Origin of the sequence: Bacillus sp. GC_Bacil_1 (assembly GCF_026540675.1) — a bacterium.
Taxonomy (GTDB): domain Bacteria; phylum Bacillota; class Bacilli; order Bacillales; family Bacillaceae_G; genus Bacillus_A; species Bacillus_A cereus.
Map to the genome: position 1 here is coordinate 58,404 of NZ_JALNUG010000018.1, position 25,728 is coordinate 84,131.

The window sequence follows — 25,728 nt, forward strand, 5'->3', positions numbered from 1 at the left end:
GCTTCCTCTTTTACGTTTTTATTTATTTTGATTTACTAGCCTTCTGAAATAAGAATGCAGTTTTATCTTCTTCTTTTACAATACCTTGTTTTAATGCTAATTCTCCCGCAACTTTAGGCGCTAACCATAGCATCGGGAATAACAAAATTGATACCGGAACTGCCGTCACTACGATAAACGATTGTAGCGCATTAATACTTCCTTCACCCATATATAAAAGAATTGCTGCAACTGCTCCCATAATAAGCGACCAAAAAATTCGCAAACTAATTCTAGGATCTCCGTCTCCAGTCACTGCCATTGAAATGGAATACGCCATTGAATCTCCTGTTGTCACTACAAATAAAATTGTTAATAAAAGAAATGCTGGTCCAATAATATTAGAAAGTGGCAATTGTCCTGTAATTGCAATCATAGCTGCCGGCATACCAGATTCACTTAATGCATCCGAGATAGAACCAGGATTCATTAACTCATAAAACACACCTGATCCACCTAATATAGTAAACCAAAACGTTGTAATAATAGGTGCGATAATTCCAATTGCAACGATGATTTCTCGAATCGTTCTCCCTCTTGAAATTCGACTCACTAAAATTGCCATCATTGGTCCGTATCCAATAAACCATCCCCAGAAAAAGATTGTCCAAGATCCTAACCAACTTGTATCACCACGGTATGTGCTCATCGGTATAAACTCACTTACATAAAATCCAAACGAAGAAACAAACGAATCAATAATAAATCCACCTGGCCCAAATAGTAATATGAATGCCATTAACAAAATTGCTAATCTAACATTTAAATTACTTATAATTTGAATCCCTTTATCAATACCTGTTACTGCCGATATGGTAGACACGGCCACTACACAAACAATAATTGCTAATTGAGTAGTAAATACATCAGAAATTCCAAATAATTCTTGTAACCCATAACTTGCTTGTAAACCTAAAAATCCAATTGGGCCAATTGTACCTGCAGCTACTGCAATAATTGCAGCTGCATCAATTATCGTTCCAAGCAGGCTCTTTCTTAATTTTCCCCCAAAAATAGGATATAAAAGCGTTCGAGGTTTTAGCGGCATACCTTTATGATAATGTCCATACATCATAACTACCGCACTAATTGTACCTAAAATCGTCCATGCTAAAAATCCCCAATGCATATAACTTTGTGCTAAAGCAGGCATAACTGCTTCTTTCGTTCCAGCAGATATACCATCATGTATTGGTGGCACCGTCATCAAATGGTACATTGGCTCTGCTGCTGCCCAAAAAACGCCACCTCCGGCAAGTAATGTAGACATAATAATAGCAAGCCATTTTGCCGTACTAATCTCAGGTTTTTCTAATCCCCCAAGTTTAACTCTCCCATATTTGGAGAACGCCATACACATCGCAACAATAAATGTACCTAATAATAAAACTTGCCAGAAGGCACCAAAATATTTAATTGAAAAAGCGAAACTGTTATTAATCGCACTCTCTACATAATCCTTGTTCAAAAAAACTGCAATTACAAATAATAAAAGTGAACCACCGCTAATAATAAACACAGGCCAATCAGTTTTTCGACTCTTCATCCTCATTTACACTTCCTCCTTCCTCAGCAATCTAAAAAACAACTTTATTATGTTTTATTGTTTAAACCCAAAACACAATAATTATATATGCATAACATTTCATCGACTTCCCACATACTTATGTTGTCCCTAAAAACATGCCAAATCCCTTATTAAAAAGAAAAAATCTCTTTCTCTTACATAAAAAAGCAAAACAAAAGACCTTATATTTCTATAAGGTCTTCGAAACAGAAATTTGATTATAACATAAGGAACTCCTTGGTTCAAAAATCCTCTTCCAAAAATAACCGAGAGTAAAGGCTTCCATTTGCTACATAACAGTAATTAAAAAAAATATATTTTGCAGAAAAAAACTGCACTAAATATTATTTATGAAAGAAATTTGGCTTCAAAATTTCATTCGGATACGGTTTATGATAAATATGAGTGGTAGCTGGAGATAGCGGTGGAATAAGCCACACCCAATTACCTGTTACAACACGACCACAAGCAGCTTCTTGCTTCTCAAATTGCTGAAATTGTTGTGCAGCAGTATGATGATCAACAATACTAACTCCTTGTTTTTTAAAAGAGTGTAGTACGGCAATATTCAACTCAATTAGCGCCTTATCCTTCCATAACGTACCGTTTCTCGATGTATCTAAATCCATCATCTCCGCAACAGCCGGAAGTAAATTATAACGATCATGATCCGCTAAGTTGCGCGCCCCAATTTCTGTTCCCATATACCATCCATTGAACGGAGCGGCTGTATAAGAAATACCGCCAATTTCTAAGCGCATATCTGAAATCATTGGAACCCCATACCATTTTGCTCCAAGTGATGAAATAGGGTATTCTGGGTGTTCAATTGGCACTTCTTTTACTTCTTTCCTCGGAATTTCTTTATATGTAGGCGCCTTCCCGTTTATAGAAAATACAAGTGGCAATACATCGAAATTCGTACCTTCTCCTTGCCAGCCAAGCTCCTGACAAAAGTCCGTAAATGTAGCGGAATGCGAGTCACCGATCACTCCCATTTCTGTTTTATATCCTGCATATCGAATCAATTGGTGATTATAAATTCGTATATTATTTTCCTCACCTTGATATTGCTTAAAAATCGTAATGGTTGGTTTAACTTTTCCATCGTTCGTTGCATATTTAATATGATGAATTAATGCATTATATACACCCTCTTCATCATTTACTTCGCGCGCATCTAATATGTGCATCTTACTCCAAAATAGTCTTCCAATACATCTATTACTGTTACGCCATGCCATTCGTGAACCATGAACAAGTTCTTCAAATGTATGCTCATATGTCCCTGTCTTCTCTATCTCAATTTGAATTTCTTTTATACGTTCTTCTATCAATTGTTCTTTATGAAGCTCCTTATAACAAATCGTAATAAAATTACTTGCTTCCTCTATTAATTGTTTCGTTTTACTCATAAACAATCTCCTTCTATTTCAACAAAACCTTGCTACTTTACAGTATAAGCAAAAAGGATAGGAGTCACAAATGAAATTGAGAGTGTTACTTTTATTGTAATATTTTTCAGAAAATTAACAGACTTACTATTGACTTATATGGAAAATGGGTGTATTTTTGACTCAGGTAAAGTATTTTTACCTAGACCAACTTTTTTAAATAGAAAGGAGGTAATGTTATGTCTTCATTTCAATTGCCAAAGCTTTCATATGACTATGATGAACTAGAGCCACATATCGATAGCAATACACTTTCCATTCATCATGGAAAGCACCATGCGACATACGTAAACAATTTAAATGCTACTTTAGAAAATTATACTGAATTACATAATAAATCTTTAGAAGAATTGCTATGTAATTTAGATGCTTTACCGAAGGAAATTGTTACAGCTGTAAGAAATAACGGTGGTGGTCACTATTGTCATAGTCTTTTTTGGGAAGTGATGAGCCCACGAGGTGGCGGTGAGCCTAATGGAGACGTTGCAAAAGTAATTGATTATTATTTCAATACCTTTGACAACTTAAAAGATCAACTTTCCAAAGCAGCTATTAGTCGTTTTGGAAGTGGCTATGGATGGCTTGTTCTTGACGGTGAGGAACTCTCTGTTATGAGTACACCAAATCAAGATACGCCTTTGCAAGAAGGGAAAATCCCCTTACTCGTAATTGATGTATGGGAACATGCTTATTATTTAAAGTATCAAAATCGGCGCCCAGAGTTTGTTACCAATTGGTGGCATACAGTAAACTGGGACCAAGTAAACGAGAAGTATTTACAAGCAATTCAATCACAAAAACATTAGTCGTATGTATAAGGTAAATTTGGTAATGTAAAATCAGTATTGTCGAAATCCTCCAGAATCCCCCGGATTGCCACCGGGGGATTTATGATTACTTCATTGTATTTATATAATGTTTTAAAACATTTTTTATTTCTAGTTTCAGCTCTCGGAACAAAAATCCAAATTTACGAGCCTTTCCATTATGTAACGTACAGTTAGTTACCTCATTATAAGGAGCTATATTTTCTCCAGCTTCCTGGATGAGTGCTTTTATTCCCGTCTTCTCTTCTATGAAATGAATAATTTCTTCCGTAGAAACTACCCCGTTACTACAGGCGTTAATTGGTCCTTTCACATTTTCCATTCCGCACCAAGCTAGAAACTCTCCTGCCTCTTTTTCATGTATAAATGACAAAGTTCCATCTACATGATCCACAACGATAGGTTTTTGGTTCACAACACATTCAACGTAAAATTGTAACCTTTTCGTATAGTCATTTTCTCCAATAACAACTGGAAAACGCACTGCAACGACTGGGAATGTTGCATATTGAAATAAAACCGCTTCGGCTAATCGCTTTCCTTCACTATAATTAAAATCATTTCTATCTCCATATGTAATTGCATATTCGTATGGATTAAAGTCCTCTTCTAACAAACTTAATGCAGGTTCATAGACAGCCATTGAAGATGTCATAATATACTTCTTCGTTTTTCCTTTCAAAACTTCACATACCATTTTCGCTGCATTTGAACTATAGCATAAATTATCGTATACAATATCATAACTTTTTCCTTCTAGACGCTCTTCTAGTAGCTTTCTATCTTTTCTATCGACAATTATTCTTTTTACTGCGCTACCAAAAGAATCTTCAGTAACTCCCCTTGTGGCAATTGTTACATCGTGTCCAGCTTGCAAAAGGTACTCTACTAAATGTTTACCAAAAAACCTTGTTCCTCCTAGCACCAACACTTTCTTCAATTTCATCATCCCCATTTTCATGATTTATGAGATACCACCTCTTTTATTATAAAACGCTAATATATAAAAAAGCATGAAATCAGTTTAACGATTCCATGCTTTTATGCAGATCATATATTAACGTACTCGATATTTATAAATACAATAACAGAAGTACAAAATAGAAATTACTGATACATAAACCCATAGTTCATATACGAATCCCTCTCCCCATACTCCCATAAAATAAAATAGTGAAGGTAAAGTCAATGTTACCCATGATTGTACGAAGGCAATCCTTCCAAGATATTGATTGATGTTCTTCTTTTGTGTATTTAATACAAAGAATAAATACCAAAGTAATGCCCACATAAACCACGTTAATGCATTAACAACATCATGGAATTGAACAAATGAAACAACCATATAGAATAAAGCAATAATTGCTACCCAAATACAAAACCATCCTAGACCACTACTATCCATTCCTTTTATAAAAGTAACACCTACATATAAATAAGTTAATCCAAATAAGAAAGTAGCCGCATATGAATACACTGTCCAATTGCTTTGGTCAGAAATCATGATCAAATAAAACGGAATAATAATTTGTAGTGCACCCACAAATAAATTAAAAACACCCGCACTTTTCATCTCTGCTTTCCCTAATATAACAAGACTATTTAAAAATAAAGCTGCCCCTGAAAGTAATAATCCTATATAACCCATATATATTCGTGTGAAAATCTTTACCTTTCACACTTTTAACCTCCCCACACTATAAAGTGATACTGATATTATTTTTCTTCCCATTTAAAACTACATACATAATTTTTCATCTGAATAAGTCAGACCTCCTACCTTAAAAAGGAGCGAACTTAAAACGCTTTCAATAATAAATAATCCTATCAAAACATGAACTAGGATTCCTTGATTATAAACGGACTCTAGCAATGATACAAGTGTTGGAATACTTTTCAATAATACGCTTTCAATTTCTATAAAAAATTAATAAAATAATACATTCCTCTATCTCATTCTACTACCTTCTAGCATAAGATATTGTAAAATCATATCATTTTAAGAAAGGTTTGATATTTATGCCTCTTCATTATCCAAATCATTCTGTTTTTCACTCTACAGGTGTGTTAACAAGAGAGCCTGCAACTATTTCAGCAGTCGTAAACATTGTAAATTTAGATGCATATTACGCTCACTATGTAAATATAGAAGTGTGGGATTGGTCTAATTATTCTAATCCTGTAAAGTTACCTGTATTAATTGGTGAAAATGTAGAAGTAGAATTCCCATATGTTTTACAAGGCAATCATCTCGCAGTCTTTTATGCTAATTTAGATGAGACTGTTGATTTGTATGAAATACGTATTTCTTATCCCGCTCACTCCAATATTATTGCAAATTGTTTCGGGCGAAGTCTCCCACCATATACAAGTCAAGAGGGAAACACAGTATATCACAAACAACTTGTTCGAATTCATTAATTCCTCCTATTATGTAATAGGTGGTGGTCCGTAATACATTCTATCTTATAAGAAAATTGTATTACGGACCTAAAACGCGATAGTACCCCTTAGCAGTTTTTGATTGTTTCAAACCCTCAATTTTGTATAAGGAATAGGCTTGATTCAAAACCTTTAATTTCTTTTAATAAATTTACATATGCTCGCTGAAATTGCTCTTGTGTTGCTGGCTGATCATAAGTGAAGCTTTAATTAGTGGGGGGTTTTACGGGCAGTTGATCCCCCATCTATATCCTTTCCGATAATTTGCCTTATTTATAACAATACCTCTGTAGCACTTTTCAATCTTCATTCACTTACTACTAGGCTATATTAAATACAATTTCGTTCTAAAACGAGAAATAGAACGCATACTTAATAATCAATACCTTTACTTACATTGAAAATATTGATTCCTACATGTGTTGCCAGCCAAATATTCCTATAAAATAGCGAACGTTCTTTTCTAGGTTCGCTAATAAACTTAATAGAAAATGAATATAAAAAATGACCTCTTGCTTTTATGCAAAGGTCATTTTTTTATATTCATCATTAAACTTCTAAATAGCCATTTTTATTATTTGATTGCCATTTCCAAGAATCTGCACACATTTCTTCTAATCCACGTGTTGCCTCCCAGCCTAATTCACGCTTTGCTTTCGATGCATCAGCAAAACATACTGCCACATCACCTGGGCGACGCTCTGTAATTTTATAAGGAACTTTCTTGCCCGAAACTTTTTCAAACGCTTCAACCATCTCTAGTACACTATAGCCCATACCTGTGCCCAGGTTATAAGCATCTACTCCTGTTGTACTCAGTACTTTCTCAAGTGCCTTTACGTGACCATTTGCTAAGTCCACAACATGGATGTAATCACGGACTCCCGTTCCATCTTTCGTTGGATAGTCATTTCCGAATACACTTAATTCTTTTAACTTACCTATTGCTACTTGCGTTACATATGGCATTAAGTTATTTGGGATTCCATTTGGATCTTCTCCGATACGCCCACTTTCGTGTGCACCAAATGGATTGAAATAGCGAAGTAATGCAATACTCCATTCTGCATCTGCAAATGCTACATCACGCATAATTTGCTCAATCATTAATTTCGTTTGACCATATGGATTTGTTGCACTTAATGGAAACTCCTCCGTAATCGGTGACGTTTCTGGAATACCATATACAGTTGCAGATGAACTAAAGATCATCTTCTTAACATTATGTTTCTGCATTACTTCACATAGCACTAACGTGCTTGTAATGTTGTTATGATAATATGTTAATGGAATCGCTACTGACTCCCCTACAGCTTTAAATCCTGCAAAGTGAATAACTGCGTCAATTGCATTTTCTTCAAAAATTGCGTCAATTGCTTCGCGATTTAAAACATCTTCTTTATAAAACTTAAATTGTTTTCCTGTTATTTCTTTCACTCGATTTATAGATTCTACCGAGCTATTCGAAAGGTTATCCACTACTATAACTTCGTAACCGCTATTTAGTAATTCTACACATGTATGACTACCAATATATCCTGCTCCACCTGTTACAAGTATTGCCATAATTATAGTCCTCCATATTTCATTCATTATAAACTTCTCAAAGTATATCACATATTTCTTATCCTATGTTTAACATGCGAACACAGAAACTTACATTTTATCCCATAATAATTTTATAACATATACGATTCTAATCAGGTAATAAAAAAACGCCACATAATTTTTATTATGTAGCGTTTTTTTATTAAATTACGTAACAATATACACTTAGAAAATGCGCAAGACTACCTAATAATACAAAAACATGAAAAATTTCATGATGCCCCATATATTTAAACTCTAACCATTTTGGCTTTGTTCCATAAATAAATCCACCAATTGTATAAAAAATGCCTCCAAGTACTAAGAAAATAATGCCTCCTGTACTTAAATTCTCAGCTAACGGTGCAAAGAATAAAACAATTAACCAACCCATCGTAATATAAATTGCTGTCGATAACCATCTTGGACAATTAAACCAAAACATTTTAAATACAATGCCACAAATCGCAGTTGCATAGACTAAACAAAATAATAGTAAACCACTTGCTGAATTTAATGTAATCAAGCAAAAGGGTGCATATGTACCTGCAATTAATATAAAAATCATAGAATGATCTAGCTTCCTAAAGAAGTAAATAACACGTTCATTGGCCACAACACTATGATACACAGCTGACGCCGTATAAAGGACCATCATTCCAATACCAAACAAAATAACAGCTGTAATTGCAGCAAATGATGGCATCTTAATAGAAACTTTCACAAGCATAGCTAATAAGGCAATAAATGATAATATCGCTCCACCTAAGTGAGTAAATGCGTTAACTGGTTCCCTTACATAAGTATTCATAATAACACCCCTCATATAATTACATATAGTTTCGATAACTACATGTAATTATATACACATTTCTTTTTAAGGTCAACATTTACAATTCATTTGTTTCGTAATACCATATTTAAAGATATATTAAACATTAAGTTCCACTAAGTTATAAAAGTGAGGGATTCTACGTGGAAAATATAAATGAATTACTTGAGACATTACATTTAGAAAAAAATATTAAACTTGAGGATATTCCAAATGTTGACTTATATGTAGACCAAGTTGTCCAACTATTTGAGAATACTTATGCAGATACAACGAGAACTGATGATGAAAAAGTATTAACAAAAACGATGATTAATAATTACGCAAAAGGGAAACTATTTATCCCTATCAAAAATAAAAAGTATTCAAAAGAGCATATGATTTTAATTAGCCTAATTTACCAATTAAAGGGCGCACTCTCCATTAACGATATAAAAAGTTCATTAGAAAATATAAATGACTCCTTATTAAACGATGATTCATTTGAATTAAATGCGGTATATAAAAATTATCTTACTCTTACTGAAAGCAATGTCGAAAGCTTTAAACAAGACGTAAATAAACGTGTTACAGAAGTAAATGAGATTTCTTCCTTAGAAGATACAAAGCTAGAAAAATTTCTACTACTAACATCCTTCGTGACTATGAGTAATATGTATAGACGTTTAGCAGAGCAACTAGTTGATGATTTGAAAAAATCATAAATAAAAAACTATCCACCTATTAAAGTGGATAGTTTTTTATTTACTTAATTGCCTCATGAACTTTTAATTGTTTCCCTTTAATCGTTGTAGTCTTCATGACTTTCAAGACAAGTGGTCCTTTTCCATTTAATATTTCAACGTAAGAAACGTTATCTTGTATCGTAATAATGCCTATATCTTCTGCTGTAACACCTTTAATTTTAGCAATTGTACCGACGAAATCTACCGCTCTAATTTTCTTTTTCTTCCCGCCATTAAAGTACAGCTTCATAATGCCTTTGTTTATGTCCGCATTTTTATCTTTCTTTATAATTGGTTTAGCATGTATCTTTTCTTCAAATGCAGCTTTCTCTTTCATAACTTCTTCTTTTGAAGGTCCAATTGCCTTTGGAATTTCAAAACCAATATAATCCTCAATCTCTTCTAAAAATCTATTTTCATATGGTGTTATAAATGTAATAGCTTTTCCACTATTTCCAGCTCGTCCCGTTCTCCCAGTACGATGTACATAGCTTTCTTTTTCAAGTGGAATATCATAATTAATAACATGTGTAATATTATCAATATCGATTCCTCTCGCAGCCACGTCTGTTGCTACTAAATAACGGAATTTCCCTTTTCTAAAATCATCCATGACTTCAAAACGATCTTCTTGTACCATACCACCATGTATTTTGTCGCAAGGATAGTTAGCTCGTTTTAACTGTCTATATACATGATCTACATTTTCTTGTGTACGACAGAAAATAATACAACTATCAGGATTCTCAATCGTTGTTACATCTTTAAGTAGTGAAAGCTTCTCGTCTTCTATCACCTCAAAAAGAGTATGTTCAATTTTATCCGTTGTAATCCCGGCCGCTTTAATTTCAATATGAATTGGTGAATTCATATATGTACGAGATAATTTTTCAACATCTTCTGGAAGTGTTGCTGAAAATAACATTGTCATTCTTTTTGTAGGTAATTCATCAATAATTGCCTCTACTTGATCGATAAAGCCCATATTTAGCATCTCATCTGCTTCATCAATAACTAAATACTTCAAACACTCTAAAGAAAGGGTACCCTTTTCAATATGATCCAACACACGACCAGGAGTCCCAACTACAATATGTGTCTTTTGCTTTAATTCTAATTTTTGACGTGCAAATGGAGATTTCCCATAAACTGCCGCAGCCTTAATCCTTTTGAATCGACCTATATTCGTAATATCTTCTTTTACCTGTACCGCAAGCTCTCTCGTTGGTGTTAAAACTAATGCTTGTGGTTTATTCTCTTCCCACTCCACCATTTCACAAAGTGGAATACCAAATGAAGCTGTTTTTCCACTTCCAGTCTGGGACTTCACAACAAGATCCTTCTTTTGTAATGCGACTGGAATAACCTCACCTTGTACTTCTGTTGGATGATCATATCCTAACCCAGTAAGTGCCCTTACAATTTCCTTACTTAATTTATAATCAGAAAAACTTTTTTTACTCATATATTAACCTCATTTTATTCTGTATTATTTTCTTTTTTATCTTTTGTATACGTTACTATCACCCTACTTATTATACTTGAAACCTCACATAAAAAGGTGGATCATGCCAGATTCATCTTTTTATATAGAAATAAACCTTATCATTTCATATATTGTTCAACTAATTGATAACATCTTTTGCTCGTATTGTTAGCATTAACCCTTTCATAGTACCCTCGCCCTACCAAAAAATAAAAAGAATACATACAACCTTGTGTAATTATCTCAATTTTTCAACCTTTTCCATAAACGAACAATACAATTGAAAAAACGTTTTAAATTCGTTTTTAACGTTGTTTTTCAGATATAAAATCTATTTTTTCAAAAAATGTTAAGAAATCCTTTGACTTCTTAATAAAAATAATGTAAATTATCCTATGGACGAACATTTTTGATTAATAAAAATAAAATATTCGTATTTTAGGGGTGTAAATGATGGAAAACGTATTCGACTATGAAGATATTCAATTAATTCCTGCAAAATGTATTGTAAATAGCCGCTCTGAATGTGATACAACTGTCACTTTAGGAAAACATAAATTTAAATTACCTGTCGTGCCTGCAAATATGCAAACGATTATTGATGAAAGAATCGCAACTTATTTAGCTGAAAACAATTACTTCTATATCATGCATCGTTTCCAACCAGAGAAACGAATCTCATTCATTAGAGATATGCAATCACGTGGATTAATCGCTTCTATCAGCGTTGGTGTAAAAGAGGACGAATATGAATTCGTACAACAATTAGCTGCTGAGCAACTTACACCTGAATATATCACGATTGATATCGCACACGGTCATTCTAATGCTGTGATCAACATGATTCAACATATTAAAAAACATTTACCAGAGAGCTTCGTTATCGCTGGAAACGTTGGAACTCCAGAAGCGGTAAGAGAATTAGAAAATGCTGGTGCTGATGCAACAAAAGTTGGTATTGGACCTGGTAAAGTTTGTATTACTAAAATTAAAACAGGCTTCGGAACTGGTGGTTGGCAGCTAGCTGCACTTCGCTGGTGTGCAAAAGCTGCAAGTAAGCCAATTATCGCTGATGGTGGTATTCGTACACACGGCGACGTAGCTAAATCTATTCGATTTGGGGCAACTATGGTAATGATCGGTTCTCTATTCGCTGGTCACGAAGAGTCTCCAGGGGAAACTATCGAAAGAGATGGCAAACTTTATAAAGAATACTTCGGTTCTGCTTCTGAATTCCAAAAGGGTGAGAAGAAAAACGTTGAAGGTAAGAAAATGTTCGTTGAGCATAAAGGTTCTTTAGAAGATACGTTAATCGAAATGGAACAAGATCTTCAATCTTCTATCTCTTACGCTGGTGGAACAAAACTAGATGCTATTCGTACTGTAGATTATGTTGTCGTGAAAAACTCGATTTTCAATGGTGACAAAGTATATTAATTCTTAAAATTAAAAAGAAGGAGAAGCATAGAATTGCTTCTCCTTCTTTTTCATATATAAAAATGTTAAATATTTTTATTTTACTGAATTTTCTAGTATCATATTTTTAGATGCTTTTAATAAGGGGGATGTAAGACATGAAAACTATAATTGAGAATCGTCTTGTTCGTGCGGAAGTACCTAACGAACTAAAATGGGATTTGTCTGATTTGTATAAGTCTGATGATGAGTGGCATACCGCATTAAACGTATTAGAAAATAATATACAGAAACTTGATGCATTTAAAGGACGGTTACATACTAACTCCACAACTTTATTAAATTGTCTACTTTTAGAAGAAGAGCTTTTAATGAAGTTAACAAAACTGTACTCATATGCAAATTTAAAAGAATCTACTGATCGTACAAATCCAATTATTCAAGCGAACTCTTCCAAAATTTCTGCTTTATGGACGAAAGTACATACTGCACTATCCTTTATTCATAATGAAATCCTCTCATTCGACGAAGGAACAATTGAAAAATATTTAACTGAAGAAACAAAACTCGAACCTTTCCGTAAGTCGTTACTAGAAATACTCCAAAAAAGGCAGCACACTCTCTCTCCTGAAACAGAAGAAGCACTTGCTGCACTTGGCGAAGTTCATAGTTCTCCATACAAAATTTACGGCATGACTAAATTGGCAGATATGGATTTCACTTCTATACAAGACGAACAAGGAAACGAACTCCCTGTTTCTTTCGCATTATTTGAAAGCAAATATGAATTTTCTCCAAGCGCATACATACGTAGAAAAGCATACTCATCATTTGTTTCCACTTTGAAACGCTATAAAAATACAGTTGCGACTACATATGCTACCGAAGTAAAAAAACAAGTAACACTTTCTCGTTTACGTAAATATGAATCCGTTACCCATATGCTATTAGAACCACAAAAGGTTCCACTTGAAACGTATAACAACCAACTTGATATTATTTATAAAGAATTAGCACCTCATATGCGCCGTTTTGCAGATTTAAAAAAGAAAGTATTAGGACTCGATCAAATGCTTTTCTGTGACTTACATGCACCTTTAGATCCCGAATTTAATCCGGCGATTACTTATGAAGAAGCAGGCACGCTCATTCAAAATTCTTTAAAAGTATTAGGCGATGAATATAGTTCCATAATCGAAAAAGGATTCAAAGAAAGATGGGTAGATCTTGCAGATAACGTAGGCAAATCAACAGGGGCATTTTGCTCAAGTCCATACGGCTCTCATCCCTATATTTTAATTACATGGCAAAATACGATGCGTGGATGCTTCACTTTAGCACATGAATTTGGACATGCTGGTCATTTCTATTTAGCAAATAAAAATCAACGTATCATGAACGTACGTCCATCTATGTACTTTGTTGAAGCACCATCAACTATGAATGAATTACTATTAGCTCAGCATTTACTAGCGACTACCGACGATAAGAGAATGCGCAGATGGGTCATTCTACAACTACTCGGCACATATTATCACAACTTTGTTACTCATTTACTTGAGGGTGAATATCAACGTAGAGTATATGCTCTAGCAGAAGAAGGACAGGCCCTTACAGCTACAACTTTAACTGAAATTAAAACAAATGTCCTTTCGACATTCTGGGGAGATTCTGTGGAAATCGATGAAGGTGCGGGCTTAACTTGGATGCGTCAGCCTCATTATTATATGGGGCTATATTCTTACACATATTCCGCAGGCCTCACTGCATCTACTGCAGTAGCTCAAATGATTAAAGAAGAAGGACAACCTGCTATTGATCGCTGGTTAGATGTGCTTCGCGCTGGTGGTACAATGAAACCACTTGAACTAATGAAACATGCCGGAATAGATATGTCAAAACCAGATGCAATCCGTAAAGCTGTTTCTTACGTTGGTTCATTAATTGATGAATTAGAGCATTCTTATCAAGAATAAAAAAATAAGCCCTCGCTTTATGAGGGCTTATTTTATATTTACTTCCCAAACCTTTTGCGGTATCCACATTTCCTACAAAGTTCTTCAACCGCAACTCTTTTTGAAAATCCATCGACAATGTTTGTTGCTCTTTCACCTTCTATAATGTTAGAAAATGAATCATTATTAATATTTCCAAGGTTAATAATCCCTTCACCATCTAAACAACAAGGAATAACCGTCCCATTGGCTAAAATCCCTGCCTGATTACGAAGTCCATGACAGAATCCTTTCCCATCGTCCTCTTCTTCATGTAATGCTGGCCACTGGAATTCATAGTCTTGATTAATAAAGACACGTTCTGCAATTTTTATACCTTTTCCTGGTGTAAGCTTCTCTTCAATCTGATAAGATAGATCAAATTCATTTTCAATTATGGATAATAACTCTCTATTTTTCTGGATTTCAGCATTTGTTTTATTATCCTGAGTTAAATTCCATAACCTTAACGATACAATTAAATCTGATTGACTTGTCGCTTCCCTAATGAAGGAAAGTATACTCCTTACATAGCCTTCTTTATCTTGCGAACCTGGGTGCCCATCAAAACTATGCAGTGAAAAATTCATTTGTCTTAACGCGGGCTTATTTAACAGTCTATGCCTTCTCTTATTAATTAACGTTCCGTTCGTTGTAATATTAACTTTAAACCCTTTTTCATGACTTAAGTCTAATAGTTGATCTATTTTCGGATGGAGCAACGGCTCCCCCTTCACGTGCAAATAAATGTAGTCTGTGTGAGGTTTAATTTGGTCTAATCTTTTAGCAAAATCCTCTACAGAAATGAATTGCTTCTGCCTTTCCGTCGGCGGACAAAAGCTACACGCAAGATTACATACACTCGTAATCTCCAAGTAAAACTTCTTAAACTTCTTCACCTTTAATTCCTCACTTCTCTAACTACTTATACTTTTTCCTCTTCATATTACAGCATATTTTTATGGAAATAGAAACATACTTATTTTAGGAAATCTACATACCATCTAATAATATTTAAAAGACCATCGGTAATTTTTGTCCAATGGTCTTTTTATCCTTTTTATATGCAAAGAATAAATTTATTTATGATACGGTTCATCATAACTATTCTAAATAAGCTTATTTTTTATTATTTTCATAATTAAATTTAACAAAAAAGGTAGTGCCTTCCGATCCTGTTTGAATTTCTATTTTTGCATTATGGCGGGCAGCAATGGCATAACATACACCTAACCCCAATCCAGTTCCATTATGTTTGGTCGTGTAAAATGGCGTACCCAGTTTCTCTAATACTTCAGGCCTGATACCTTTTCCTTGATCCTGCACTGCAAGCACCACACAATTTTGACCTTCCTTGTAGGTGCTAATCGTTAGAACTTTCCCTGTACTCATCGCTTCTAAGCCATTACGATATAGATTCATTAATAATTGCCGTATCTCATTACGATTTAAAAGTAATTTCGGAATGTCATTTGTATCGAATTGAATATATTTATTTTGATTATACGTATCAATCTTTATTAAAGGAATAATATCGCGGATAAGTGAATTTAAATCTAACATCTGCAAATCCAATTTCCTTGTATTACCCATTGAGAGAAATTCAGTAATAATAGAATTGGCACGGTTAAGTTCTTCAATCATTAAATGAAAGTACTTATTATGTTTCTCATAGGTATTCTCTTCTTTTAATAACTGCAAAAATCCTAGTACCGTTGTCATTGGATTTCTAATTTCATGGCTGATACCTGCTGCCATTTGCCCTATTAAATCAATGTTAGATAATCTTTTCAATTCCTGTTCATATTTCTTTTTTTCCGTTATGTTTTTAAAAATACAACAAATACCATCATCATACGGGTATGCAATAACTTCGTGCCAATATTCATCTGCAGTAGAAAGAAATTCGAAATGAACTGTAGTTCGTTCTGACATCGCACGATGAAATTCCTTATACATAACTGTGTCGATATCACTCGGGAAAACATCCCATATATTCTTTCCTAATACATCTTTTGCTGTTTTTCTTTGCGGAAAATATTGGTGCTTATTTACGTACGTAAATTCCCATTTATTATTTAAAGTAAAGAATCCATCCGTAATACATTCAATCACACTTGTAACTTTTTCATTAGCAGCAGCTAGCTCTCCCGTTCGCTCTTCCACTATACTTTCTAGTTTATCCATATATAACAAATTTGAAAACGTAGGGGCTGTGGCATCAACGATAGATTTTGCTAGTTGAATTTGAGAATTATCGTAATTGTGAGCTTTTCCTTCTTTCCCAACGACGATTACCCCTAATACTTCTCCCATTGAAATCAATGGGATCATCAATAAATCCTTACTATCTATATTTTTTGTTTGAATAACTTCTTGGATCTTGGCTTCATAGCTTTTCTCTGTCCAATCAGCTTCTGTCCAATCACAGCCCTTACTTAATTTCGTTGTTTTAATTATTGTTTTGTCTAGCGGATCTAGAAGATGGGCAGTCATATTTTTACCCTCTAAAATCTGTTCTAAGTAAAAAAAGCATTTATCAAAACTCTCCTGTATCGAGGAACACATTGATAAATCACGGGTAACATTTAGTAACAGCTGCTTCTCAACAATAAGGTTTTCCTTTTGTGTTAAATTATTTGCGTTTTGAATTGCGACCGCGGCCATATTTACATAAGCTTCAACACTTTGAATTTCTGAATCTGTTAAGTTCATCGGAATCCCATAATCAAATAAAAAAACCAGACCAAATAACTCTTGCCTAAATGAGATAGGCAGAACTAATAAGGACTTAATTTTAAACGCATCAACTGGTCTCGGATCTGGTCGATGATCCTTTGAGGTATCAGGAATATAGATGGTTTTTTTCGTTTCAATAACTTCTTTTGCCAGTAAGTCTATTTCAGGATCAACTACCTGAGTATCGAGTGTTACGCCATTTATGGTCTCTGGTTTTCCTGCAAACCCTCTAAATGTTCCATCTTCCTGGGGTAAATAAATTCCAACAGCATCGCACCTAACAATCTCCTCTGATATCGCCATTGTCACACGCTGCAATACTTCACGTAGTTCTAATTTCGTATTTATTATTTTTGTTATATTCGCGAGCCTAGAATATCTCGTCTGATCACTTACCATTCACATAGCCTCCAGTTATAGGCATAATAAAATAAATATGATAATATCAGCGTCTTACCTTTGTTTTACATAGAATATCTTACTTATGATACGGTTCCCCACGATTAATCCGAAACGCTCTATACACTTGCTCAAGCAACACTAATCGCATTAATTGGTGTGGTAACGTCATCTTTGAAAAAGAAAGTGATTCGTTTGAACGCTTCATTACTTCTGAACTTAGTCCGAGTGATCCACCAATTACAAATGCGACTTTACTCTTTCCATATGTAGCAAGGCGATCTAGACTGACCGCAAATTCTTCTGATGACTTTTGCTTTCCTTCTATAGCTAATGCAATCACATGCGTGTCATCAGAAATCTTATCCAGTATACGTATACCTTCTTTTTCCTTTACAATTAACATTTCTGCTTCACTTAAATTTTCTGGTGCCTTTTCATCTGGCAATTCAATTACTTCTACTTTTGCGTATGCTGATAATCGTTTTAAGTATTCTGCTATACCTTGTTTCAAATATTTTTCTTTTAATTTCCCAATTGAAATAATCGAGATATTCACACGTATCCTCCACCTTACAAACATGTTATCCACAAAACTTATCCACATATCCACAAACACTACCCACATATTGTGTGAGAATCTGTGTTCGATACAACATATGTCGCCTCATTTTGACAAAATTCACATGTTTTTTTCTCTTTTTCTGAGTTATCCACACTGTTGATAACCGGTGCAACTTCACACTCATCCACAATAATATCTAACGCTAATTCAACATGTTCTAAACAACAAGGTAAATTCATTTTCTTCACCTCACTTTTCTACAATAGAAAACAGGAGGTAGGCCCTCCTGTTTTTAATACTTTTGAATGCCTAATTTCACTGTTGTTGTTACTCTTTTTGTACCACGATAAAACGTAAGAGTCATTTTATCATTAATTTCCTTATCATATAAGGCCGTGCGGAATCCAATAATATCGCGAATCGGTTTTCCATCTACTGCCACAATAACATCATGTTCTCTTAAACCAGCATCCGCGCCTGGCGAAGGACTTTTCACATCCAAAATACAAACTCCTTCTGTTACAGTACCTGGTAAATGTAATGTTTTTGACCAATAATAGTTTGGAATTTCATTTAATGATCTAAGTTCAATCCCAACATACGGTCTTCTTACTTTTCCATACTTCTCAAGTTCATTCATAATCGGAACAGCCCTAGTCACTGGAATAGCCAGTCCGATTCCTTCTACTTCTTTTGCAGCAATTTTCATTGAATTAATACCAATTAATTGTCCTGCTGCATTTACAAGCGCACCGCCACTATTCCCTGGGTTAATCGCCGCATCTGTTTGTAACACTTCTACTTGCCAATCATAATGTCCATCTTGATCTAAATCTACAGGGACAATACGTTCATTAGCTGAAATAATACCTTGCGTAACAGTTCCAGAGAATTGCAGTCCAAGTGGATTTCCAATCGCAATAACTGGCTCTCCTCTGCGAACAGTATTAGAATCGCCAATTTCAATTATTTTTTTCACATGCTTTGCATCTATTTCTAATACAGCTAAATCTGTGACTACATCGGTTCCTAATACTTTTCCAGGAACCTTCTTACCGTCACTTAGACTTACTTCAATACGATTCGCTCCAGCTACAACATGATTATTCGTTACAATATAAGCTTGACCATCTGTCTTTTTATAAATTACTCCTGATCCTGTACCAGCCTCTGAATCTGCCTCTGAAAAGTTATCTCGTTGAATGTTAATAACACCCACAACAGCTTCAGATGCACGATCAACAGCATCTACAAAGCTAATCTGTTTAATTCCTTGAGCTTCGGCCATATTACTTCCGCTTGCTTCAGCTTGCGGAAGCGTATCAGCAGAATTTGAAAATAAAGGAGCTCCAAACGCAAATAAAGAAGCTCCTACAATTGTTCCCGCTATACTAGAAAGAACTATACCTTTATGCTTCTTTTTTCCTGCACGTTTCATACGATAATTTTCTTCATCAATAAAGGACATATTTGTTCACCCATCTTCCTGAAAACAACTATATTCACCTTTATTGTTTACTAAAATGAAGAATTATACGTATTGAATTTTTGTAGGCATTTTTGGATCTGTATCGTGAATTTCAAAGGATTCACCCACTCCAAATCCTTTTTCCTCTAGTACTTGTGATACTGACATACGCGCTAGTTCTTTCATGTTATTATCTAAGCTTAAATGGGCTAAATAAATATGCTTTGTCTCATCTGTAATTACATCTGCCATCGCTAATGCAGCATCCTCATTACAAACATGCCCAACGTCGCTTAAAATACGTCGTTTAATGCTCCATGGGTAACGTCCCATACGAAGCATTTCCACATCATGATTACTTTCAAACACGAAAGCATTAGCTCCCTTAATAACGCCCTTCATACGGTCGCTTACGTATCCCGTATCTGTAATAAGCGCTAATTTCCTATTATTGTTATGGAAAGCATAAAACATCGGTTCTGCCGCATCATGAGAAACTCCAAATGATTCGACTTCAATATCACCAAATGTTTTCACATCCCCAACTGAGAAAATGAATTTTTGCTCAGTTGGGATATTTCCTATTAAATGTTCCATTGCATTCCATGTTTTCTCATTCGCATAAACAGGTAAATCATATTTTCGCGCCAATACACCTAACCCTTTAATATGATCACTATGCTCATGTGTTACAAGAATACCTGATACATCATTTATATTCAGTTCTGCTTGTTTAAATAAAGCCTCTGTCGCTTTACCACTTAAACCTGCATCGACTAGTAATTTTTTTTCATCGGTTCCTACGTATAGCATATTTCCTGTACTTCCACTTGCAAGTACGCTAAAATGCAACCCCATTATTTCTCACTCCAGTATGTTCATCAACCACTTGATTTTCCTTTTCCCCTAATTCCATAACTTGTCCTTCAATTGCATTCACAAAGAAGTCCTGCTTTTGCTCCGTTTTTAAATTCCATGTTGGAGCAAGTACTTGGTTATTAGACGTAGATGCGGTAAGAGTGGCATAACCAATTTGCGCTTCTTTAACATGTGTATTTCCATGAATTTTATTTTTTAAATACAAATTTTCTAAAGCTGTTTGAGCCGTAATAATTTCTTGCTCTTTCGTTTTTTCACCTTCGCCCATTTCTTTTAAATCAGTTAGCATTGTCTGCGTATATGAAACAAGTTCATTTTTTTCATTTAATTCCACAACAATCATCGCCTGATTATTATAGAAAATAGGCTTATCTTTATATTTTTGGAAGAAATAAATTTTAGAGTCTTTCACCGCTCCAAATTCATACTTTTGTCCATCCAATACATAGTTCTTCAAAAATTCATTATACTTATCTTTTGATAATGATTTCGTATTTAAAAAAGGCTCTTTTAGCTTACTTTCTATCGTGTACATATTTTGTATATGCGCCGTTTGATTTTTCAAAGACTGTATATCATCTTCTTTAAAGGCTTTATTTTCCGCTCTAATAAATGACTCTTTCTTCGGTTCCTTAGGGATATTCCCTATAGTAATTTTATTTGCTTTTAATTCTTGATCTATCTTTGTTTCTGCAATAAGCTCCAATTGATTACTATCTTGCTTTTGAATGAATTGAAAAATGAGAAAGAGGTCCAAAACAAAAAAGGTCACAATAAATATGGTTTTAATTCGATCCCAATCCATTTAGTCCTCCCTCACTCCACTCATAGATTTGCTGTTTACCCGTTTCACCTTCAACAAGCTTTACATACCAAATTGGTTGTAGTCGAACTACTTGCCCATCTAGTGATAACTTGTATCCAATACCAATATCCTTAATTACTTGTTTCTTTATCTCTGGATTATTTTCTAGGGATGCTATTACAACATGCCCTGACGGAAGAGTAACTTTCTGTTCTATGCCTTTAGTATTTAAAGACAGCAACGGTCTTTCATATTCCATTACTTCTTCTGATCCCCATTTTTGTCTCAATTCAGCTAATCCATCTGTATTGAATACGGAATATCCATCTTCATGTAAGCGAAATACTGTCTCTCCTTTATTCATATAGTCCAAACGATATGAATCCAAACTTCCACTGTGACCACTTACAAATTCAAAGCTTTTTTGTAACAGCATTAAATTATCTATCGTTTTCTCAGTTAAGACAGAAGAGTTTTTATACTTTAGCATGTGACGATCGTTTTCAATTTCCATGGATCTAATACCATCTGTAAATGTTTCTTTCGATATCTCAGTAATCGGACTTAAATAACGAGGATCACTAAACAGAGCATTCTTAAACGTATCAACTGCTAAATTAGATGAAATATATGTTATATTGTTTAACTCTGTCGTGCCATCTGGTAAAAATAACTTTTTCATATCATTGATTTGATAATCAAAATAGGGCTTTGCTGATACTATAAATTGATTTTGAGCATTTACAATATCTTTTAAATACACACCACTTAATTTTGCCTCATATATTTTAAAGTTATCACCATCAGAAACAAAGTTAATTTTAATTTCTTGATCCTTACTCCTAGAAGGATCAAGGAGAATACGATTAAAATGTTTAGGTTTATCTGTACTTTTCTCTTTCATGTTAAACATAGATTTAACTGCATCAAATGGGATATCAGTAGGGAAAACAAGTTCAATTTTCCCTTCACCATGCACATAGGATAGGAAATCATCCTTAGTGATTGATATCTCTCTAAACTCATGTAGTTCCCCTACTTCCAAAGGCTTATAGATTGATTCTATATCTGCCTCTCTTCTGCTCCCATAATGATTTTTATCTTTATGCACGATGATAGAAGTAGGACGGACAACATCGGAAATTTTAGTTTGATTCGTTCCTTCATTGCCCTGTACAAATTTTGCGTTTTGCATGGATGTAGAATCTGGCACATACGTCCATAGGTTAAAAGTAAGAAACAGGCTAATTACAACTAGGTTAATTAAAACTATTGTTTTAAAGTTTTCCATACTCATTCCCAATCGTCCTCTTCATCTGCTGCCATTGGTAACGTGAAATAAATAGTTGTCCCTTTTCCTTCTTCACTCTTCGCCCAAATAGAGCCACCATGTGCCTCGATCATTTCTTTTGCAATTGCTAATCCAAGTCCCGTACCACCCATTTGTCTTGAACGAGCTTTATCTACGCGATAAAAACGTTCAAAGATTTTATCAACGTTTTCTTTTGGAATACCCATTCCTTGGTCACTTACGCTAATTTCTAATAAATCACCGCGATCACGTAAGCGATATGTTACTGTTCCACCTTCTGGTGAATACTTTAATGCGTTAGAAATAATGTTATACAGCACTTGAGTAATTTTGTCAGTATCCATATCAATAAACCTAGACTTCTTAGAGAAAGATCGTTTGAAACTTACATTTTGTTCTTTAGACATTTCAAAGCGATCAATAATATTATTAAAGAAATCAGTAAAGTCGACCCATTCTTTCATTAAACGGTGCTCTGTACTATCAAGTTTAGATAGCTGTAACAACGCATTTACAAGTCTAATCATTCTTTCTGTTTCTTCTTGTGTAACCGTTAAAAATTGTGGTGCGATATTCGGATCCTGCCATGCTCCATCTGTAAGTGCCTCTAAATAACTGCGCATCGTCGTTAATGGCGTCCTTAATTCATGAGAGACATTCGCCACAAACTCACGGCGTTCCCTTTCTATACGCTCCTGCTCTGTTACATCATATAATACGGCAATTAAACCATTTGCCTTCCCTGTTTCTTTTTGAATAACAGAGAAACTAGCACGTAAAATATATGGTTCATTTCTCGTACTAAAATCTAATAAAACAGAATCTGGCTCTTCATATAAATGATCGAGCGTAAATTCTTCCTGTATCCCTAATACCTCTAAAACAGATTGATCGAGCGCTGTTTCACGAGAAACATTTAACATTTTTTCCGCAGGGTCATTTAGTAAAATAATATCCCCTTTTCGGTCAGTAGCAATTACTCCATCTGTCATATGAGATAAAACAGATGATAGTTTACGCCTTTCACTTTCTGTAGAAGAACGCGCTTGTTGTAATTTTTTTGATAAATTATTGAAGGATAATGCCAGTTGTCCAATTTCATCATGGCTATGCACCTTTACTTTTCTCGAATAATTTCCTTTTGCCATTTCGATTGCTTGTCTCCGCATATCTGAAATTGGTCTTGTAATTGTTTGAGCCAATAAAATCCCAAGTACGGCCGTTACTAATAAGGCAATTACTGTTCCCGTAGCAAAAATTTGATTTATATCCTTCATTTGTTTATATACATCTTCCATAGATGCAACGATGTATATAACACCAAGCGCATCCTTGCCATTATCATCTAGAATCGGAGTAAGCATAACTTGAACACGATGGCCTGTACTACCATCCTTCTCAATTTTCACTTCTGGCTTTTTTTGCACCAACACTCGCTGAACAGCTATATCAGTTGATGTTCTATTCACCTTATTCTGCTTTGATTCATCTGAAATAGCCAGTAACTTTCTATGCGAATCAAATACACTTACCTCTTGTATAACTTTTTTTTGATCAGAGGCAAACTTTCGAATAGAAGTTTTAATCGTTTCATCTGTTGACTCTGTTTCTGCTTTTGTATAACTTTTTTTAAATTCTTGTTTCAAGTTATATGATAATAAGTTTGTTTGCTGCGTTAAAGAATCCCTAAAACCTTGTACTAGGCTCTTCTCTAATTCCCTTACAAAATATACCCCAATAACTTGCATCGCTATTAATATTAATAGCATATATATAAGCACAAATTTTAAATGAATAGATTGAAAAAAACCAACTTTCTTCATATACTATTCCTGCTCTGGGTCACGCAAGTAATACCCTACTCCACGTCTAGTTACAATTAAAGTAGGATGGCTTGGATTATCTTCAATTTTTTCACGCAAACGACGTACTGTTACGTCTACTGTGCGCACATCTCCAAAATAGTCATAACCCCAAACTGTTTGTAATAAATGTTCGCGTGTCATAACTTGTCCTAAGTGTTTCGCTAAATAATGTAGCAACTCAAATTCACGATGTGTAAGCTCGATATTTTCCTCGCGCTTCGTTACACTATATGCATTTGGATTAATAACAATTGGTCCAATAACCATTTCTGTATTTTCTTCTTTTTCTGCAGCACCACCTTGTTGGTGACGGCGTAAATTCGCCTTCACACGAGCAAGTAATTCTCTCGTGCTAAATGGCTTCGTTACATAATCATCTGCCCCAAGCTCAAGCCCTAATACTTTATCAATCTCAGAGTCCTTTGCTGTAAGCATAATAATCGGCATTTCTGAACTTTTACGTATTTCACGACAAACCTCTAAGCCATCTTTACCTGGTAGCATAATATCTAATAAAACCATATCTGGTTGTTCTTCATTAGCTTTTTCAATTGCTTCATCACCATCATGCGCCATTACTATTTCAAAACCTTCTTTTTCTAGGTTAAACTTCAAAATATCTGCAATCGGCTTTTCATCATCAACTACTAAAATTTTCTTTCCCATCATCGTCTATTTCCTCCTTATAAAAATATGGTCAATAATCCCTAAACATATTGATGTTTACATAGTATGTCCTATATGACCGCATCCTTTGTTTAAGTATTTTCTCCTCTATTCTCATAGACTCATGTATGATCCACTTTTACACGGAATCCTATACGATCTATAGAAAAACCTCTAGCTTCAACTGCTAGAGGCTCCTCGTTCTATTTTAAAATAACTACTCAGTTTTGTAAAATTACATAAATAAAAAGGATATTAAGTGGGCCCACTTAATATCCTGAGAGTGGCTCGGGACGGAATCGAACCGCCGACACGAGGATTTTCAGTCCTCTGCTCTACCGACTGAGCTACCGAGCCAAAACTATATATAAAACCACTAATGGTGGTATAAACAAAAGTGGCGGTCCCGACCGGGGTCGAACCGGCGATCTCCTGCGTGACAGGCAGGCATGTTAACCACTACACCACGGGACCAAAAATAAGCATAAAAAAAACATGACCCGTACGGGATTCGAACCCGTGTTACCGCCGTGAAAGGGCGGTGTCTTAACCACTTGACCAACGGGCCACGAAAAATAAAATGGTGAGCCATGAAGGATTCGAACCTTCGACCCTCTGATTAAAAGTCAGATGCTCTACCAACTGAGCTAATGGCTCATAC

The 25,728-nt window shown here is 34.7% G+C and carries 22 protein-coding genes and 4 tRNA genes; 5 read left to right on the forward strand and 21 right to left on the reverse strand.

Annotated features, from left to right (window positions below; translation table 11 throughout):
• Positions 1–22: 22 nt before the first annotated feature.
• On the reverse strand, positions 23–1,591 hold the full coding sequence (locus OXT04_RS23295) for a BCCT family transporter (protein ID WP_097822004.1): 1,569 nt from the start codon (positions 1,589–1,591) through the stop codon (positions 23–25).
• Between the two features lie 359 nt (positions 1,592–1,950).
• On the reverse strand, positions 1,951–3,021 hold the full coding sequence (locus OXT04_RS23300; RefSeq protein ID WP_000047620.1) for a nitric oxide synthase oxygenase: 1,071 nt from the start codon (positions 3,019–3,021) through the stop codon (positions 1,951–1,953).
• Positions 3,022–3,239: 218 nt separating this feature from the next.
• On the opposite strand from OXT04_RS23300, the gene sodA reads away from it, so the two are divergent.
• A complete protein-coding gene (gene sodA / locus OXT04_RS23305; protein WP_000094037.1) occupies positions 3,240–3,866 on the forward strand; it encodes a superoxide dismutase [Mn] in 627 nt (208 codons plus the stop codon).
• 88 nt (positions 3,867–3,954) lie between these two features.
• On the opposite strand, the gene OXT04_RS23310 is transcribed toward sodA, so the two are convergent.
• Positions 3,955–4,848 carry an NAD-dependent epimerase/dehydratase family protein gene (locus tag OXT04_RS23310; RefSeq protein WP_043924732.1) on the reverse strand — a complete coding sequence of 298 codons (894 nt, stop codon included), beginning with the start codon at positions 4,846–4,848 and terminating at the stop codon, positions 3,955–3,957.
• A gap of 96 nt (positions 4,849–4,944) precedes the next feature.
• The gene (locus OXT04_RS23315; protein WP_000540540.1) at positions 4,945–5,535 is read right to left on the reverse strand and encodes an AmiS/UreI family transporter; all 591 of its coding nucleotides are present in this window, start codon (positions 5,533–5,535) and stop codon (positions 4,945–4,947) included.
• Between the two features lie 371 nt (positions 5,536–5,906).
• On the opposite strand from OXT04_RS23315, the gene OXT04_RS23320 reads away from it, so the two are divergent.
• Positions 5,907–6,308: a hypothetical protein gene (locus OXT04_RS23320; RefSeq protein ID WP_016079559.1), complete on the forward strand. Its 402-nt coding sequence runs from the start codon at positions 5,907–5,909 to the stop codon at positions 6,306–6,308.
• Between the two features lie 570 nt (positions 6,309–6,878).
• Here the strand turns inward: OXT04_RS23320 and galE are convergent.
• Together galE and trhA are read right to left on the reverse strand one after the other, a co-directional pair.
• A complete protein-coding gene (gene galE, locus OXT04_RS23325) occupies positions 6,879–7,895 on the reverse strand; it encodes a UDP-glucose 4-epimerase GalE (RefSeq protein WP_098013919.1) in 1,017 nt (338 codons plus the stop codon).
• Positions 7,896–8,079: 184 nt separating this feature from the next.
• Positions 8,080–8,727, reverse strand: a complete 648-nt coding sequence (gene trhA / locus OXT04_RS23330; protein ID WP_001099728.1) for a PAQR family membrane homeostasis protein TrhA — start codon at positions 8,725–8,727, stop codon at positions 8,080–8,082.
• Positions 8,728–8,891: 164 nt separating this feature from the next.
• On the opposite strand from trhA, the gene OXT04_RS23335 reads away from it, so the two are divergent.
• A complete protein-coding gene (locus tag OXT04_RS23335) occupies positions 8,892–9,452 on the forward strand; it encodes a DUF1836 domain-containing protein (protein WP_029443708.1) in 561 nt (186 codons plus the stop codon).
• 40 nt (positions 9,453–9,492) lie between these two features.
• On the opposite strand, the gene OXT04_RS23340 is transcribed toward OXT04_RS23335, so the two are convergent.
• Positions 9,493–10,938: a DEAD/DEAH box helicase gene (locus OXT04_RS23340; protein WP_016079555.1), complete on the reverse strand. Its 1,446-nt coding sequence runs from the start codon at positions 10,936–10,938 to the stop codon at positions 9,493–9,495.
• 474 nt (positions 10,939–11,412) lie between these two features.
• Here OXT04_RS23340 and guaC point away from each other — a divergent pair, with 474 nt between their 5' ends.
• Positions 11,413–12,396, forward strand: a complete 984-nt coding sequence (guaC, locus tag OXT04_RS23345; protein ID WP_000432447.1) for a GMP reductase — start codon at positions 11,413–11,415, stop codon at positions 12,394–12,396.
• Between the two features lie 137 nt (positions 12,397–12,533).
• Entirely contained in the window at positions 12,534–14,351 is a 1,818-nt protein-coding gene (gene pepF, locus OXT04_RS23350; protein ID WP_097821458.1) for an oligoendopeptidase F, read from the forward strand.
• Between the two features lie 38 nt (positions 14,352–14,389).
• Here the strand turns inward: pepF and OXT04_RS23355 are convergent, their stop codons facing one another.
• The 14 genes from OXT04_RS23355 to OXT04_RS23420 all read right to left on the reverse strand — a co-directional run bounded on the left by OXT04_RS23355 (position 14,390) and on the right by OXT04_RS23420 (position 25,724).
• On the reverse strand, positions 14,390–15,268 hold the full coding sequence (locus tag OXT04_RS23355) for a radical SAM/SPASM domain-containing protein (RefSeq protein ID WP_000713633.1): 879 nt from the start codon (positions 15,266–15,268) through the stop codon (positions 14,390–14,392).
• A 220-nt stretch (positions 15,269–15,488) separates the two neighbouring features.
• A complete protein-coding gene (locus OXT04_RS23360) occupies positions 15,489–17,507 on the reverse strand; it encodes a GAF domain-containing sensor histidine kinase (RefSeq protein ID WP_267417938.1) in 2,019 nt (672 codons plus the stop codon).
• Positions 17,508–17,586: 79 nt separating this feature from the next.
• Positions 17,587–18,066: a 23S rRNA (pseudouridine(1915)-N(3))-methyltransferase RlmH gene (gene rlmH, locus OXT04_RS23365; protein WP_001027003.1), complete on the reverse strand. Its 480-nt coding sequence runs from the start codon at positions 18,064–18,066 to the stop codon at positions 17,587–17,589.
• A gap of 59 nt (positions 18,067–18,125) precedes the next feature.
• Positions 18,126–18,311 (reverse strand): CxxH/CxxC protein, encoded by a 186-nt coding sequence (locus OXT04_RS23370; protein WP_001052833.1) that lies wholly within the window; start codon positions 18,309–18,311, stop codon positions 18,126–18,128.
• Between the two features lie 53 nt (positions 18,312–18,364).
• The gene (locus tag OXT04_RS23375; protein ID WP_000008031.1) at positions 18,365–19,540 is read right to left on the reverse strand and encodes a S1C family serine protease; all 1,176 of its coding nucleotides are present in this window, start codon (positions 19,538–19,540) and stop codon (positions 18,365–18,367) included.
• A gap of 63 nt (positions 19,541–19,603) precedes the next feature.
• Positions 19,604–20,398, reverse strand: coding sequence for an MBL fold metallo-hydrolase (locus OXT04_RS23380; RefSeq protein WP_000522837.1), 795 nt, complete (start codon positions 20,396–20,398; stop codon positions 19,604–19,606).
• The gene (locus OXT04_RS23385) at positions 20,382–21,224 is read right to left on the reverse strand and encodes a two-component system regulatory protein YycI (protein ID WP_000383720.1); all 843 of its coding nucleotides are present in this window, start codon (positions 21,222–21,224) and stop codon (positions 20,382–20,384) included. Before OXT04_RS23385 ends, OXT04_RS23380 begins: the two co-directional genes overlap by 17 nt.
• Positions 21,205–22,521, reverse strand: a complete 1,317-nt coding sequence (locus tag OXT04_RS23390) for a YycH family regulatory protein (RefSeq protein WP_000061568.1) — start codon at positions 22,519–22,521, stop codon at positions 21,205–21,207. Before OXT04_RS23390 ends, OXT04_RS23385 begins: the two co-directional genes overlap by 20 nt.
• Complete coding sequence (gene walK, locus OXT04_RS23395) at positions 22,518–24,359, reverse strand: cell wall metabolism sensor histidine kinase WalK (protein WP_000755367.1); 1,842 nt, start codon at positions 24,357–24,359, stop codon at positions 22,518–22,520. Before walK ends, OXT04_RS23390 begins: the two co-directional genes overlap by 4 nt.
• Positions 24,360–24,362: 3 nt before the next feature.
• Positions 24,363–25,070, reverse strand: a complete 708-nt coding sequence (walR, locus tag OXT04_RS23400; protein ID WP_000971865.1) for a cell wall metabolism DNA-binding response regulator WalR — start codon at positions 25,068–25,070, stop codon at positions 24,363–24,365.
• 281 nt (positions 25,071–25,351) lie between these two features.
• Positions 25,352–25,424 (reverse strand) — tRNA-Phe (locus OXT04_RS23405).
• Positions 25,425–25,465: 41 nt separating this feature from the next.
• Positions 25,466–25,541: transfer RNA gene (locus OXT04_RS23410), tRNA-Asp, on the reverse strand.
• A gap of 22 nt (positions 25,542–25,563) precedes the next feature.
• Positions 25,564–25,635: transfer RNA gene (locus tag OXT04_RS23415), tRNA-Glu, on the reverse strand.
• A 13-nt stretch (positions 25,636–25,648) separates the two neighbouring features.
• A tRNA-Lys gene (locus OXT04_RS23420) sits at positions 25,649–25,724 on the reverse strand.
• Between the last annotated feature and the right edge of the window lie 4 nt (positions 25,725–25,728).

Excerpts from the sequence above, each read along its gene's own strand:
- OXT04_RS23390 (WP_000061568.1), bottom strand. The coding sequence starts at position 22,521 with ATGAGTATGGAAAACTTTAAAACAATAGTTTTAATTAACCTAGTTGTA.
- OXT04_RS23295 (WP_097822004.1), bottom strand. The coding sequence starts at position 1,591 with ATGAGGATGAAGAGTCGAAAAACTGATTGGCCTGTGTTTATTATTAGC.
- OXT04_RS23315 (WP_000540540.1), bottom strand. The coding sequence starts at position 5,535 with ATGGGTTATATAGGATTATTACTTTCAGGGGCAGCTTTATTTTTAAAT.
- OXT04_RS23380 (WP_000522837.1), bottom strand. The coding sequence starts at position 20,398 with ATGGGGTTGCATTTTAGCGTACTTGCAAGTGGAAGTACAGGAAATATG.
- OXT04_RS23385 (WP_000383720.1), bottom strand. The coding sequence starts at position 21,224 with ATGGATTGGGATCGAATTAAAACCATATTTATTGTGACCTTTTTTGTT.
- walK (WP_000755367.1), bottom strand. The coding sequence starts at position 24,359 with ATGAAGAAAGTTGGTTTTTTTCAATCTATTCATTTAAAATTTGTGCTT.
- guaC (WP_000432447.1), top strand. The coding sequence starts at position 11,413 with ATGGAAAACGTATTCGACTATGAAGATATTCAATTAATTCCTGCAAAA.
- OXT04_RS23300 (WP_000047620.1), bottom strand. The coding sequence starts at position 3,021 with ATGAGTAAAACGAAACAATTAATAGAGGAAGCAAGTAATTTTATTACG.
- walR (WP_000971865.1), bottom strand. The coding sequence starts at position 25,070 with ATGATGGGAAAGAAAATTTTAGTAGTTGATGATGAAAAGCCGATTGCA.
- OXT04_RS23360 (WP_267417938.1), bottom strand. The coding sequence starts at position 17,507 with ATGGTAAGTGATCAGACGAGATATTCTAGGCTCGCGAATATAACAAAA.
- pepF (WP_097821458.1), top strand. The coding sequence starts at position 12,534 with ATGAAAACTATAATTGAGAATCGTCTTGTTCGTGCGGAAGTACCTAAC.
- OXT04_RS23310 (WP_043924732.1), bottom strand. The coding sequence starts at position 4,848 with ATGAAAATGGGGATGATGAAATTGAAGAAAGTGTTGGTGCTAGGAGGA.
- OXT04_RS23320 (WP_016079559.1), top strand. The coding sequence starts at position 5,907 with ATGCCTCTTCATTATCCAAATCATTCTGTTTTTCACTCTACAGGTGTG.
- sodA (WP_000094037.1), top strand. The coding sequence starts at position 3,240 with ATGTCTTCATTTCAATTGCCAAAGCTTTCATATGACTATGATGAACTA.
- OXT04_RS23375 (WP_000008031.1), bottom strand. The coding sequence starts at position 19,540 with ATGTCCTTTATTGATGAAGAAAATTATCGTATGAAACGTGCAGGAAAA.
- galE (WP_098013919.1), bottom strand. The coding sequence starts at position 7,895 with ATGGCAATACTTGTAACAGGTGGAGCAGGATATATTGGTAGTCATACA.
- OXT04_RS23370 (WP_001052833.1), bottom strand. The coding sequence starts at position 18,311 with ATGAATTTACCTTGTTGTTTAGAACATGTTGAATTAGCGTTAGATATT.
- OXT04_RS23340 (WP_016079555.1), bottom strand. The coding sequence starts at position 10,938 with ATGAGTAAAAAAAGTTTTTCTGATTATAAATTAAGTAAGGAAATTGTA.
- trhA (WP_001099728.1), bottom strand. The coding sequence starts at position 8,727 with ATGAATACTTATGTAAGGGAACCAGTTAACGCATTTACTCACTTAGGT.